Consider the following 15,947-nt stretch of genomic DNA (forward strand, 5'->3'; position numbering starts at 1 on the left):
CAGCACTCAACAATTACAACTGAGGTGGTTGTGTATAAGAAAAGGGTAGGTATATTTTTGTATTGAAGCATGCTGAAAATTTGGATGGTCCGGCTTTGTAATGAAAGGTTAATAAAACCCTTCATCTGAATAACAGCAATTGCCCCGGATTGATTTGTAAATTAAATATTTTATCTTCATTTCAGCCATATGGCCTGTTTTATGCAGTAAATGATTAGTGATTGCTTGTGATAACAATCACTAACCATGTATTTTAGGTTGGCTGAACCAATGGGATTTCAAACCAAAATTCAGACCCGGTATTGATATCACTGTTTACACCTATTTTGCCATGGTGCCGTTCTATAATCTGTGCTGAAATGTAAAGCCCGAGGCCAAGTCCGGAGAAATGGTTAGACGATTCATCCACCCTGAAAAAGCGGTCGAAAATTAATTCGGCCTTATCTTTCGGAATGCCAATACCCTGGTCTTTAACAGCCAGTCTGAGGGTTTTGCCATTTGATTTTGCCGAAATTCTGATCTCTTTTCCTTCAGGCGAATATTTTAATGCATTGGAAAGGAAATTGGAAATCACCTGTTCTATCCTGTTTTTATCAGCAGAAATGGGTACGTCATCTACATCTTTTATGATTTTCTGTTTGCCCAGATTTCCCTGCACGCCATCAACTGCCTCGGCAATAATCTCTTCCACATTAAAGTTAGAAATGGTAAAAGTGAGTTTTCCTGCCTGGATTTTAGTTACATCCAGTAAATCATCAACTAACCGGGTCAGTTTCCCGATTTGGCGGTTAGCCTTGCTTACAAACTCCAACGTATGACCAAATTTTTCTTCCCTGGCCATTTTCATGGCAAATTGAAGATAGCCTTTAATGCTGGTAATTGGTGTTTTTAATTCATGGCTGGCAATGCTCATAAATTCATCTTTCTTATTCATCAGTGCCCTGGTGGCACGCTGAGCGATCATTAAATCAGTTACTTCAAAACCAAAGAAAGAAATTCCATCAATCAGGCCATCTGCAGAAAATACAGGATTCAGGATCAGGTCGAACCAGCTGTCTGTTATTTGTCCTGTTTCCTTATCCTTTAGCTGGAGTAAATAGGAATTGGCCAGAAAAGTTTTACCCGTTTTCATTACCTGCTGTTCCATGGCTTTAAGTTCCGGATTGGCGAATAAAGAATCGGCTCTCATGGTTTCACCAACATAATGATCGCCACCATCAAATTTCGCAAAAGACTCATTTACAAATTCGAACAAGAGGTTGCTGCCCCTGCGGATACTGATCAATGCCGGCGCCTTCTTGAAAATGCTGTAAAATTCATCCTGCTGTTTTCTGATCAGGTGCTGAAGTTCATTCCGCCTCTTTTCATTGTGTTTCTGCTTGCTGATGTCGATGATATAGGTTACCGCATCACTCCTGTTTTCATCATCCAGGATGGCAGAACCTATCAGTACATCTAGCTTTTTACCGCTTTTAGTGTAATATTGTTTTTCAAATGGGGGACAAAAACCTTTTGATTTTAACAATTCGGCAGAAATATTACTGATGGGCATAAACTCATCCGGAGTAAGTTTTCTCCAGTTGATATTGCCTTGTTCAAAATCTTCAGGTGTATACCCCAGCATTTCTAAAAAGCTTCGGTTGGCTGTTTCAATTTTACCGGAATCAACATTGGAGAACATCATTCCGATTACATTGGAATCAAATATTTTCCTGAATTTACGCTCCGTTGAACTGAGTTTTGTTTCAGTATCTGCCAGCACCGAAATGTCGAGTATGGAGCCTACCATGCGGTAAGGTACCTGGTTTTCGTCGAGCAGAATACTTCCCCTGTCTAAAATGGTCGCAAAGCTGCCATCGGCCTTTTTTAAACGGTATTGGGAAGTCCATTGCTCACTGCCCTGATTAATGGCATCGTAAACGCTTTTTTTCACCCTCTGCCTGTCGTCAGGATGGACGATTTCGAAATAGAAAGAAATGTTCTGGTTATCAGGTATATTCTCATAACCAAACATGGTAGTGAAATTCTGGCTCCGCCACATGGTATTATCGGCCAGGTTCCAATCCCAGATGGTATCGTTGGTGGCCTGTGCAACCAGGTTAAACCGGGTTTCGCTTTCTGATAAGCGCATGGTTCGCTCCTGTACCTTTTGCTCCAGTGCTGCATTTAAATGCTTCAGGTTTTCGCGGGTACCAAGCAATTCATTATAGTTTTTTTTCAGTTTTTCTTCTGCAACTTTTTGTTTGGTAATATCGGTTACGGTTGCTGCAAAGCCATCAGACATTTTAACCGCCACCAATTCAATCCAAAGGTGATCATTTAACCTGAATTGGATCTGGAAGGTATTTCCTTTTTCAACCACTTCAATATATTTCTCCATGAGGTTGCTGCCCGAGAGTTCAGGCAAGCCGTCTGTGAGTTTGGATTTATCCAGCGATTCATGGGTCTTTTTCAGGATGCGGAGTGCGGCTTCATTAAAAGAAATGCATTCAAAATCGGTGATAAAATGTTGTTTATTCCTGACCGCTTTGAAAGCCAGAACGCCGTTTAAGCTGGCATTAAATACCCCGCTGATGATGTTATTTAACTCTGTTAATTTAGAAATATCTACAAAGGTAATCACCACACCATCGGTTTTCCTGTCTTTCCTGATGTAAGGCATAATGCGCATCAAACAGCTCTGCCCGTTGCGGATTTGCACTTCCTTTTCAATAATGTGCCCGTTATTTAATACCTGCTGTATATCGGCGTTGAGGTTTTGTGCCTTAATATTATTGGAAATGTGTTCTATAGACCGGCCAATATCTGCTTCAATGAGGTTGACCATACTAATGGCTGCACCATTAAACTTTCTGATAAACATGCCGGCGTCAACAAAAATCTGCCCGATATCCGTACTTCTGAAATAGTTGTCAAGGTCGTCATTCAAATCTACCAGATCTTTTATTTTAAGCTGGTGTTCGGTATTCAGCGTGTGCAGCTCTTCATTCAGTGATTGTAGCTCCTCATTACTGGATTGCAGTTCTTCATTGGCAGAAAGCAACTCTTCGTTGGTAGACTGGAGTTCCTCATTGGTGGTTTCCATTTCTTCTACCGCCAGCTGAAGATTGCTCCTGGTTTCATTCAGTTCGGCCTCAAGCTCAAAAATATATTCATTCTGATTGCCATCATGGATCTCAAACATGCCCATATCATCCTTTTCCTGGATGGTTTCTACGGTACTTTCCCCAAAAATAATCAGCGTGAAACCTATTCCGCTGTCCTGCTCGGGAGGCTGCACCGAAATGTTTAAATAAGTTGCCTGATCTTTTGTGTTAAAATAAACTCTTTTTAAATGTGTAGCCTCCTGGTTTTTCCAGGCTTTGCGAAGTGCCGAATTCAGCATAATAGATACCGCTTTTGGTACCATTTTCAGCACGTTTAATTCTATTTTTTCTTCGGGCAGGGAAAGATATTTGCGGTAATCGCCAATGGCATCCTGCATGATATAGGATTTATCGACATATATACCAGCATAACCCAGGTCTTTTGTTAAGAAGTTACTAAAACTCTTCTCAATTGGACTTATTACAAAATCTGCGGCAACTGTTTTCTTTTTATCTTTTACCAGCTGAGACCTGGCACCCGTATTATAAGTATTATAACTGGCATAATTGATGCTTCCTGTTTTTTCGTAAATTTTCCATTTGCCTGGTATTTCAGTAAAACCATCTTTTAAGGATGAAGCTGTTTCACTTGAACCTAAAAACAAATAGCCCCCTTTTACCAGCGAAAAGTGGAATACGGAGAGTATTTTTTCCTGAAGCACATTATTCATATAAATCAGCATGTTCCGGCAGGTTACCATATCATTTTTGATAAATGGCGGCGATTTTATGACATCATGTTTGGCAAAAACCACCATTTTCCGTATGGCGGGGAGTACATTATAAAAAACGCCATCCTGAACAAAATACTTTTTAAAATACGGTTTGGGAATTTCCTTTTTTATACTTTCAGGATATTGGTTTTTAGCGGCAATTTCTATGCTCTTTTCGTCAATATCAGTCGCGAAAATTTTAATGTCTATTTTTTTTCCTGATTTTTCTACATATTCATTGGCCAGGATGGCTACAGAATAGGCTTCCTGACCGGTACTGCAGGCACAAACCCAGATTTTAATGTTATCGCCATTTTGCTTGCTGCTAACCACCTGCTCCAACTGTTCGCCAAAGGCTTCAAAAGCTTTATCATCCCTGAAAAATTTGGTGACACCAATCAGGAAATCCTGTGCCAGGATGCCGGGTTCACGTTTATTTGTTTTTAAAAATTCAACATAATCATCCAGGGATTTAATGCCGTTTTCATTCATTCTTCGCCCAATTCTACGGATGATGGTTGGGGTTTTGTACAAATTGAAATCATTGCCGCTTTGAAGATGAACAATTTTAAAAACCTCTTCCAATAGCGGCTCATTTATTTTGCCGTTCTCCAGCACTTTTACCGGTTCTTCATTCACATAAATAAACAACTCATGGCTCATTTCAGGAGGAGGGAGGATAAAATCTGCGTTTCCTGAAGCAATGGCACTATTGGGCATGCCATCAAATTTGGCTGTAGCCGGATCCTGAACGATGACCATGCCGCCGTTTTCTTTGATGGCCTGAATACCTTTGGTGCCATCCGTACCTGTACCGGAAAGAATAATGGCAATGGCTTTTTCTTTTTTATCTTTTGCCAGGGTATAAAGAAAGTGGTCAATCGCGGTATTTGGCGCTTTTACAAGTGATTTTTCTGCCAATCTTAAACGGCCATGACTCATCGTCATCAGCTTATTGTTCGGGATAATGTAAACACAATCCTGCTGGATAGTCATATCATTGGCCGCCTCAAACACTTTCATGTGTGTATGTTTGCCCACCAGTTCTACCAGCAGGCTTTTGTAATCGGATGATAAATGCTGGATCACCACGAAAGAAAAGCTTGCATTGGCAGGCATATGATCAAAAAACTCATGAATGGCTTCCAGTCCACCGGCCGATGCACCTATGGCAACAATGTATTTATCGTATCTTTTTATACCTTCTTTTGTTTTCTTGTCAGTCATTGTACACTAATTGTATAGTGATGTGGTACTAAATTCAAAAAGGAAGTTCCTTAATGATTCTGCCGTTTCCATTTCCTGTTCCGACCATGCTTCAGATTGTCCGTGAACGGTTTCCAGCCAAAGCTTAAATGAGTTTCTGGGATGGTAACTTTTGCCGTCTTTTTCAAAATTGATGGCCTGATTGGGATCACCGCCCCACTTAATTTGCTTCACTACTTCAGGCCTGAAACAAACTATAAAATCACCCAGACCCGGATTGATCGGGATAACAAGCATTCCGCTGGCCACATCTGCATAATCATCTGCATCTTCAAACACATCACTCAGGTTATTGGTATGGAATACATTTACGAGAGATTTGCTCTTGATCCATAATATGATGTTATCCAGCACCTCATTTTCAGGTACCGTTCCGCCGCTGGATACTATTCCGTCAGCATGAACTAAAAATCCTGTAGCGTTAAACAAAGAGCGCAGGTTTTGGTTTTGATCTTCCGTTATTCCGTTTAGGATATTTCCTTTTGAATAGATATTTTCTATAATCAAGGTTTTTTTCTGAAGCAGTGCGGCAGAACGGCTTAACGATTCCTGTATGATAACAGCGGAAATGCGATGAGAAATTTCCATGCTTAACCATTCAAATATAGACCTGTTTTCCACGGTCAGGTATTTAGGTGTTTCATGGTGGCAGGAAATAAGTCCCCAGAGTTTCCCCTCCGCCATCACACGGATAGACATGGAAGCCGTTACACCCATATTTTTCATGTATTCCAGGTGCACGCCTGCAATACTGCGGAGGTTACAGTCTGATAAATCTAAAAAGCCGTTAAATATGGGGTTGATTACCGGATATAAGCGGTATGACTGATAAAGTCTGTTTGGAATTAACCGGTAAGGATTTTGGATATAAAGTGCACGGGCCTGTTTTGGTACATCAGATGCAGGAAAGGTTTGTCCGAGGTAACTTTCCAGCTTTCCGGTAATTTCTTCGGCAATAACGGTACCATTCCATTGCTCATCAAAACTGTACATCCGGATGCCATCGAAGCCGGAGATGCGCCTGATTTCGCGGATGCTGGCCTCACAGATTTCTATAACGCTGCTGGTTTTCTCAATGGTAGAGATAAAAGAGCGAACCTCCTGGAAAACATCCGTAAAGCTTCTTTCTGTAGTATCTGCCTCTTTTTCTATCTCCAGGATAATAAAATCTTTTTTTACATGTGCCAGTATATTCACCGGCACAGTACCAGAAGGGAAATTTAAAGTAAAGTTAAAGGGCAGGCGGCTACGTTCACCTTTGCTGATCTCCGTTTTGAGGTAGGTAAGGTCTTCCGCATGAAGGAATGTAGCGATGTTGGTGCCGATGAGCGCCTGGATTGTATTTTCGAAAATTTGATCGATGTTTTCACTGCCTTGTATGATTTCGAGGTTTTCCTGCACTAATACCAGTAAATAGCCATAATCCTGTATGGAATTGGTTTGGTGTATGGCCAGGTTTCCACAAAATTGTGCGTCGTAATTTTTATTTTCAGGCATTTGCTATCAGGGGTTATGTATCTTTTTCCTATTGAACTGATATCATGTTGTTTTGTATATATCAGTTATTTTAATCCAATCACGTTTCAATATTAACATTGAAGCCAGTAAAAATATTGAAATATCTCGGTTATGACGAACGGGAGTATATATAAGTGGTGAACATTTACTGAATTTAACTTAAATAACGAATTGAAGGGCTTGATCAGTATTCCTTCATACCCGATCTATCCTTTTTTAACTGTGCAGTGTTGCTTTATATAGAAATGATTTAACAACTGAAATAACCAGGAATGGCAGATTAAATCATATGGCGAAAAGATTGTTAGACGCCGGTAGCAGAAATATATTCTACTATTTTTTTAAAAATACGTCAAATTTGGATGGCAAGTTATATATTTGCCGCTCAAAGTTCCCATAGTTCAATGGATAGAATTGTGGTTTCCGGTACCACCGATGGGGGTTCGAATCCCTCTGGGAACACTTGGTTGGAGTCAGTTATCTAGGTATAACTGACTCCATTTTTTTAAGCCTCTAATTTTTGGAACTGGGTAATAGCGAAAGGCCGTTCATTTAACCACATGGTTGTAGTTACAAAAGGCATTAAGCGACTCCAACACGCGGAGCCGCCCTAAGCATTATTCTTCCTTTTTGTGTTTCATTAATACCGGAATCAGCAATTTTATCTCTGCAAGGAGTGCTGCTGCTCCCTTTTGAAGTGAGATATGATCTGCCACATCAACCTTTTGTAATTCCCTGCTTATCCCGGCTAAATTCTCAAGTCCGGCAGAGGTAGACATGCCGTACAACTTATGTGATATTGAAAGTACCATCTCGGCATCTTCAGGTAATATATTCTTATCCAGCTGTTGTTGTGCCTGATGAAGCTGATTAAGTGTGATCCCGATGATTTTTTGCAATTTAACGGCATCTTCACTAAAGTAGGATGCCAGTTTTTTAATATTAAAATGAACCAGATCCTGATCGGTTTCATTTTCGGTTGCATCACGTTCAGGCGTTTCGGGCTGAACCAGCCACTTGCTTAATATGGCCTCAATATTTTCTTCCAGAACGGGTTTGGTCATAAAATCATCCATATCGGCAGCAACGCTTTTTTCTCTTTCTCCTTTTACATTGGCAGCGGTTAAAGCAATTATTGGCGTTCTTTTACCTTTTTCTAGTGATCTGATTTTTTTTGTACATGCATAACCGTTCATTTCCGGCATTTGTATGTCCATAAAAACAAGGCTAAATGGCATTTTTTCGAATTCTTTGATACCTACCAGGCCATTTTCCGCTTCCACAATTATACTTTGCGGATAAAGTTTTTCAATATATGAGCGTGTGAGGAATCTGTTTACTTCATTGTCTTCAACAATCAAAAAACTGTATTCATGGTTTTTATGCGATACTATTGGTGCTGAAATTTCCAGATTTCTCGGTACTGGTTCCTTTGTTTTGAGTCTCACCAAAGCATGATAAAGCTTATCTATTTTTATTGGTTTAAGTAACCTGTTTTCAATTTCAAGTTCGTTGCAGGCTTTGATAATTGTACCGTCATCTGAAGAGCTGTGGAGCAGAATTACAGGAAGCTTTTCATCTCCATGTGTAAAATTATCCCTGATTTTCTTTGTGGTTTCTATCCCATCCATATATTGCATGTGATAATCCATCAAAATTGCATCGTAGTTTCTGCCTTCGGCCAGAAATTGTAGTGCTTCGAAGCCATTTCTTGCATGATCAGACTTGATGTTTTTCAACAGCAGCATGTCTGTTAAGATGTTCCTGTTGTTGTCGTTATCATCTACGATGAGCACATTAGTGACGTTTTCCAGACCAAGCCATTCCACCGGATCGCCCTCTTCCGACTTCAGATTTAAGTCGAAGTAAAAAATACTGCCTTGTCCGGGAGAACTTTCCAGATAGAGGCGGCTATCCATCATCTTTAATAATTTATTTGAAATTGTTAGTCCTAAGCCGGTACCACCATATTTTTTTGTGGTAGAAGAATCTTCCTGCGAAAATGCATTAAAAATTTTTGCCTGCGTTCCCTTTGCGATTCCGATACCGGTATCACGAACGCTAAACCGAAGTAAGTGATGGTTTTGACTTTCGCTCAGGGATTCTATCTTAAGTTCAATTTCTCCTTTGGCCGTAAATTTTGCTGCATTCCCCAATAAATTAATCAGTACCTGTTTTAATCGAAGTGCGTCAGTCCAGATAAATCTTGGAAGATTTGGCTGAACATTCAACAGCATTTCTAATTTCTTAGTTTGAATCTGGTAGTTGGTGATATCGCTCGCTTGTCCTGCAATTTCATAAAGGTCACATCTTTCTATATCAAGCTCAAATTTTCCAGCCTCAATTTTTGAGAAATCTAAAATATCATTGATAATGCTCAACAGTGCATTGGCAGATTGATTGACAATCTTTAAGTATTGCTTTTGGGTATGATTCAACTGGGTTTTTAATACCAGATCTGTGAAACCAATCACGCCATTTAATGGCGTTCTGATTTCGTGACTCATATTGGCGAGAAATTCAGACTTTGCCATGTTAGCCAGGTCGGCGCGTAATCGGGCTACAGTTAACTCTTGCCGATGGTGAACACTTGCTGAAATGTTGTGTGTAAAGATCATCATGCCACCAATAGAGTTGTCTGCTTTAAACCAGGGTCTCATTTCCCAGGAAATATGATTTGGTGTATTGGTTTTGACGTCAACATATACATCTTCCTCTTTTTTAACAACCCTACCATTGAGCACCTCTTGATGCACAGCTTTGCGTTCATCGGATAAATTAGGGAAAACATCATAATACGATAATCCCTTGATATTTCCCTCAATCTGGGTGTAGTCTTTTAACCAGGTTTTGCTTGTCATCAGAAAACGCATATCTGCATCAATCATGGCTACAGATGCAGGTGCATTTTCAATGAAAGCCAGTAATAATGCTTTTTCTGTTGCCAGTTCTTTTTCTGTGGCTTCTTTCTGCGTAATATCAATCGAAATACCTAAATAACCTATGATATTGCCGTTGCTATCTTTTATAGACGTGATGGATAATGATACCCTTAGCCGTTTGCCTGATTTGGTAATAAAAGTAAATGTTCTTTCTTTTTGAAGATGATCTGCACACTGTTTATAAAAGCCAAATCCTGAAACTTCGAAATCTAATGAAGAACTGAAATCGGTACAAAGTTCTTCTATTTCTTTCGGGTCGTGAAAGATGACTGGTGTTTGCTTGCCTATTATTTCTTCGGCAGTATAGCCTAATAATTGTACTGAACCTTCGTTAAACACGGTGATGGTACCCTCTAAATCTGTAGCGATTATACTTACTCCGGTAGCTGCTGAAAGGACATCATCCAGCAGTTTTTTAGAAGCGGTTACTTCCAGCTGTGCACGCTTCTGATCATCAATATTTTGAAAGGTGCCATACAGACGAATTGGTTCTTCCTTTACAATATGTACATTGCCTTTTGTGCGTACCCAGATTTCCTTACCATTAAAGTCGATAATCTGAAGTTCCAGGTCCCAGTCTTTACCTGTAAGCAAGCATTCCTGTACCGTTTGCATGATTTTTTCTCTGCTTTCTCCACTTTTGTAGAATTGAATTGCGTTTTCTTTAGTCGGAATAAACCCATCTGGTACGGAATGGATTTCGCGTGTGATACTGGACCAGTAAAGCTGATGATCAACTAAGTTAAGTTCCCAGCCACCAATTTTTGACAGGGCACTGGTTTCCTCCAGTAAATTTTTCGTATGAAGAAGATCTTTTTCTAATTTCTTTTGGTCAGTTATATCTACAGCATTTCCAATAATATAGGGTTCACCATTAAGGTCACCTTCCAGTATGTTTGAATATAACCACAACCGTTCTTCACCCGATTTGCGTTTAATAACCATATAGCCCTTAGAAAAGCCATTTGATAAGATATCTGCAAGATATTGATGTAGATCATCGTGCTGTTCTATCGGAACGATGTCAAAAAGCGTTTTATCAATAAGCTCCGCCCTGGAATAGCCTAATGTTCTGGCGCCGATAGGATTAATGGAAATTAATTTACCATGGATATCATGCGTACACATTAGTCCTTGTGAACTTTCAAAAAATGCCTTTAACTTTTGCTCACTAACTTTTAACGCCTGGTTTTTTTCTATTTCAGCCGTAACATCCCTTCCAATTGCAAATATATTTTTATCTGTTTTTTCAGCTGTAGCACTCCATTCAATTATCCGGTGACCACCTGTTTTTATTGCTATCTGATGTGTATTTTGCTCATCTGCCTGGCCCTTTTTAATGTTAGACCAAAATGCCTTTGCCTTATCTTGATCTTCTTCCGGAACAATATCAAAAATAGTTTTGAATTGCAGCTCTTCTTCACTCCATCCCAGGCATTCATTGAAGCATGGGTTGGCCATCTTAAAAGTCCAATCCTGAGCCAAAATGCAGATCAGATCCTCAGAGTTATTGATCAGGTGACTGAAGTTTTTGTATTCCTGCTTTTTCCGACGGTCTACAATAACGGTGATGGCTTCCTCTGCGAGAAGTGAAAGCTGTTTTTGCTGTGATAGCGATATCTTATTTGGTTTTGTACTGATTACACAAAATGAGCCGAGTGTAAATCCATTAGGATCAATAAGTGGAAAACCGGCATAGAAACGTACTTTAATTCCCTCCTGTACCATTGGATGCGTACACCAGTGCGCATCTTCCAGTGTATCTTCTACAATGAAAGGCTTATCAGATAGTAAGGCGCATTCACACATGGTAAATCCTCTAGGCTCCTCCTCTACAGAAAGCCCTTTAGCTGATTTATACCATACCCTGTTTTTATCAATAAAGGAAATTAATGAAATTTCGCAATCGGCGATCAAAGAGGCAATTTCTGTGAGCCTATCAAAATCACGCTCTTTATCGGAGTCTATGATATCGTAACTATACAGTGCACGCAGGCGGGCTAATTCTTTTTCTTGCATTTCAATTTGTTTTGCATAGTGGTAATCACTATAAGCCGGTTTACTTAAGCCATTTTCTATATCTGCATGCAGCTGTTATCAGGCTACCTGCAGATATTAATATATTCTAATACTGTTTGATTTTTGCGCTATTGGAAGAAAATAGTTGGTTAGTTTGTTTTGGTTTTGAAGATATGGTTTTATAAGCAGTTCTGAAATAAATTCTTCTGAATAAGAAACTCTAAATAATGGTATTCTATTGCTGATCAGCTTATATTTAAACACTCTCTTTCTGGAAAATGGCAGGTATTGTTCTTAAAATCAGTTTAATATCGTTTTTAAAACTTTGATTTTTTGCATAGGTATTATCCAGCATCAATCGTTCTTCTTCACTCATTTTTCCTTTACCACGTTTCTCAACCTGCCATAAACCGGTTAATCCAGCTGGTGCGGCAAATCTCAGAACAGACTTATCGGTCGTTAGTTTTTCTGCTTCATAAATGGGTAATGGCCGGTTACCAACAATGCTCATGTCGCCTTTTATAACATTCCAAAGCTGCGGCAATTCATCAATGCTCGTATTTCTGATGAAATTACCCACCCTGGTAATTCTTGGATCGTTGGTAATCTTAAAAAAAGCAGATCCGTTTTTCATTGAATTAACGTAAGCATCATCTTTTTCACACCATTTTGCCCCATCTGCATAAATAGGATATTGGCATTTACCTGTTTGCATACAAGTATCACAAAGCACCTGATTTTCCTGCGTAAGCTTTTCTTCCTTCTTTTCGTCAATATTGTATTGGTTGAGGTGCATCAGGTCTTTAACTTTCTGATCAGCGTTGATGTACATTGATCTGAATTTATAAAATCTGAAGATCTTAAATCCTGTTCCTGTGCGTAAAGAATAATAAAATACAGGCCCTTTAGATTCCAGACGTATGGAAATCGCAACCAAAATGAATAGGGGAAACAGCATAATCAGTGCCATGCCGGCAAAAAAAACATCAAATATGCGTTTGGCCAATCCGGTATGATATACCGGCCTGCTGTGAGCAGGCAGTTCTTTAATTAACGAAGCCCCATTCCGGATGAAGAAAAGTACACGTTTTTCCAAACGGTCTTTTTGTAAAGGAAGTCTGAAAACGTCAGAGATACCTGCAGTAAGTGCTAATATCCTCAGATTTGAATTAAAATACCTTACAACTAAAAAGAAAGGCACGGCTGGCATCTTCCTGTTTTTAATTGTTTCCATCAGCGAAAGGCCTCCGCTGGATAATATTTCGCTATGAGAAATAATTGCCACTATAGGCAGCTTTTTAGCTTCCCATTCTTGAACAAGCACCATTCCATTCTCAAAATGCACCAGCTGTATGCCATTGAAGTCACAACTTTCAAGAAAAGAATGTAAAAAATCATCAACGAAGCCAACAAAGGCTATGATCTGTGCATGCGTATTGGCTCTATCAGTAGTTTCCATTAGATCACACTTTTTCCGGCCCGTCTTAACACCATCTTAATTCTAGCTTCCAATTCTGCAGGGTTAAAAGGTTTCACCACGAAATCATCGGCACCGGCATCAAGACATTTAATACGTTTATCGGAGCTTTCTTCACCTGATAAAATCATGATAGGAAGTGAACTGAAAAAATCGCTCACTTTAAGTTGCTCTATTAATTCGAGCCCATTCATGTTTGGTGTATTCAGATCTGAAATAATGAGGTCAGGAATGTTTCCGCTTTGTAAAAAAGCTAACGCACGCAAGCCATCTGGTCTGATATCTATGCGATAATTTACATTCAAAATCTCATCAAGTATGGCTTGCATGAATTCATCATCCTCAACTAGGAGTATGTGTATTTTGGGATTGTTAGTTTTACTCATTGGAAAGACGTATGATAGAGCTTGTTACAGGTATTACCAGGGATAGTTTAGTGAAAAATAGCAATTAACATTAAGTAATCACCAAACTGACTTTAATTTTCATTGTCCGGATCATTAAATAAGTAATGTATATAAATACATTTATCATCCGGAAAATCATATTAAATCTTTACTGGTAACACACAATAATAAGAAAAAATTAATCGTTGCTATCTGTTTTACTCCTTTAGGGTGTAGATATTTTAATTGTTTTTATTATCATGACAAATCTACATACATAGCCTACAATTACAAAACTTATAGTGGTATACTGACCACATTTTCTACAAAATATTTAAACCCGGTATTTTTGTACAGACATAAAAGCATCGTCTTTTAGAGATTCTTAATATTGGCCTAAAGTTAAAAAACAGTTTCAAGCATATAAAACTCAGAATGGACAAAATGGTTATTGATCTTAGTTTTAATAAACAGTTTAAATTGCAGGAGCAGCATTATCTCACGATTCCGGTCACACATTATTTTTAGTATGTCTATTTAAATTCTGATTTTATCGGTATTTTCATAAATTTAGGCATCTTATAACCATCTGATTAATGGAAACCAATTTTTTACAACTCAATTTCGCTCAATTAAACAGACTTTATCCTTACTTTTTGTTATTAGATGAAAATCTGAACATCGTTCAGATGGGTGAGGTATTGAAAACACTATATGGAGATTATATCGGAGAAAATTTCACAGATCATTTTGAGCGGTTTGATCAGGAAGATATGGACAATCTGATTTTTTTGGGCAGAGATACAGCGCTCCGTATAAAAAATGTTGATGGAAAAGTTTTAGGAAAATGGGAGGAAATCAGTGTCCAGAAATCATTTTTATTTGCCGGAGAAAAATTTTTGCGCAACAATAACCAGGAACTGATGACGGCAAATACAGTTAATGAAAAACCTTGCGACATTAAAGAACTGTTTCTGGCCAATATGAGTCATGAGATCAGAACGCCTATGAATGCCATCATCACCATGGCTGGTCAGCTTTCTAAAACCAAGCTTACTGAAGAACAGGATTATTATCTTCAAACCATACAAACAGCATCAACCAACCTGTTGGGAATTATTGACGATATTCTGGATCTTTCCAAAATAGAGGGCGGTAAAGTAGAACTGGAGCATATAGGTTTTAATCTTCCGGTAGTTCTTTCAAAGGTTACGCAGTTAATGCGGGATCAGGCAGAAAAGAAGGGATTGGAAATAGACTTTATCCTTCCGGAAGACATTGATATTGCACCAGTATTAATAGGAGATCCCTTGAGGATCAATCAGGTAGTCATGAATCTGCTGAGTAACGCTATAAAATTTACCGAGAAAGGTTTTGTATCATTAACCGCCGCAGTTTTGAAAGAGGATCAGGGAAGCCAGGAAATTAAAATTCTGGTGAAGGACTCCGGAATTGGAATGGCCCCGGAATTCGTGAACCGGCTTTTCGACAATTTCAGTCAGGAAAATGAATCTGTATCGCGTAAACATGGCGGAACAGGGTTGGGGATGAGTATTTCTCAGAAATTGGTGAAACAGATGGGTGGGCATTTCGATGTGAAAAGCGAAAGAGGAGCAGGTTCTGAAATTTCTTTTATTTTCAAACTTCAGAAAGGCACTGATATCCACCTTCCGGATGATGTTATCGTAACCCAGAATGAAGAATTGTTTGCGGGTAGAAAAATTCTGGTTGTTGACGATAATGAAACCAACAGACTGGTGGCCAGTGCAATTTTATTGAATTATGGCGCTCAGGTATTGAATGCCGAGCATGGTGAGATGGCACTTGACATGGTCAAGGATGAAGTTTACGATATTATCCTGATGGATATTCAAATGCCTGTAATGGATGGGTATGAAACAACCAGCATTTTGAGGCAGCAGGGATACCCCGGCACGATCATCGCCCTTACGGCTTCTGTGGTTGCGGGAGAAAGGGAAAGGTGTATTGCTGCGGGGATGGATGATTACCTTACCAAGCCCATTAATGAAGAACTCCTGATCAAGGTGATAGATAGCTGGATGAAGAAGAAACCAATTCATATTCCAGAGCCGGAGCTAACACAACCTTTATATAGTTTAGAAGGCCTCAGAATAATCAGCAAGGGGAGGGAAGATTTTGTAACTAAAATGATTGAGTTGTTTTGTGGACAGGTACCTGATACATTAAATCATCTTAATGCCTGTTTCCGGGAGAATGATCTTCCTCAGGTTTCTAAACTGGCGCATAAGTTAAAATCCACTATTGATCATCTGGAAATCAAATCAATTCAGCGCACCATCAGAAGCATCGAGGCATTGAATGAAGATGGAAGTGGAGCGGAGCTGCATTCCATGATTGAGGAGGTTAATCGTGTGCTTAAACAGGTAATGGATGAGCTTCAGGTGGAAATTCAAAAAAGAAACGGTTGATATTGAGCTTTGCTATCCACTACCTGATCT

General features: G+C 39.2%; 6 protein-coding genes and 1 tRNA gene. 2 read left to right on the forward strand and 5 right to left on the reverse strand.

From position 1 onward, the window contains the following. Positions 1–253: 253 nt before the first annotated feature. Positions 254–5,086, reverse strand: a complete 4,833-nt coding sequence (locus tag OQX64_RS00850; RefSeq protein WP_088300845.1) for a chemotaxis protein CheB — start codon at positions 5,084–5,086, stop codon at positions 254–256. A gap of 6 nt (positions 5,087–5,092) precedes the next feature. Then, positions 5,093–6,622: a GAF domain-containing protein gene (locus OQX64_RS00855; RefSeq protein WP_265817110.1), complete on the reverse strand. Its 1,530-nt coding sequence runs from the start codon at positions 6,620–6,622 to the stop codon at positions 5,093–5,095. Between the two features lie 411 nt (positions 6,623–7,033). On the opposite strand from OQX64_RS00855, the gene OQX64_RS00860 reads away from it, so the two are divergent. Further along, positions 7,034–7,105 (forward strand) — tRNA-Arg (locus OQX64_RS00860). Positions 7,106–7,260: 155 nt separating this feature from the next. Here the strand turns inward: OQX64_RS00860 and OQX64_RS00865 are convergent. The 3 genes from OQX64_RS00865 to OQX64_RS00875 form a co-directional block, all read right to left on the reverse strand. Next, positions 7,261–11,604 (reverse strand): PAS domain S-box protein, encoded by a 4,344-nt coding sequence (locus OQX64_RS00865; RefSeq protein ID WP_265817112.1) that lies wholly within the window; start codon positions 11,602–11,604, stop codon positions 7,261–7,263. Between the two features lie 256 nt (positions 11,605–11,860). After that, entirely contained in the window at positions 11,861–13,063 is a 1,203-nt protein-coding gene (locus tag OQX64_RS00870; RefSeq protein ID WP_322974818.1) for a sugar transferase, read from the reverse strand. Beyond that, positions 13,063–13,467, reverse strand: coding sequence for a response regulator transcription factor (locus OQX64_RS00875; protein WP_265817114.1), 405 nt, complete (start codon positions 13,465–13,467; stop codon positions 13,063–13,065). The genes OQX64_RS00870 and OQX64_RS00875 overlap by 1 nt, the downstream gene beginning before the upstream one ends. 596 nt (positions 13,468–14,063) lie before the next feature. Here OQX64_RS00875 and OQX64_RS00880 point away from each other — a divergent pair. Continuing rightward, positions 14,064–15,917 carry a hybrid sensor histidine kinase/response regulator gene (locus OQX64_RS00880; protein ID WP_265817116.1) on the forward strand — a complete coding sequence of 618 codons (1,854 nt, stop codon included), beginning with the start codon at positions 14,064–14,066 and terminating at the stop codon, positions 15,915–15,917. Positions 15,918–15,947: the final 30 nt, after the last annotated feature.

Source organism: Pedobacter sp. GR22-10 (assembly GCF_026239715.1).
GTDB lineage: Bacteria > Bacteroidota > Bacteroidia > Sphingobacteriales > Sphingobacteriaceae > Pedobacter.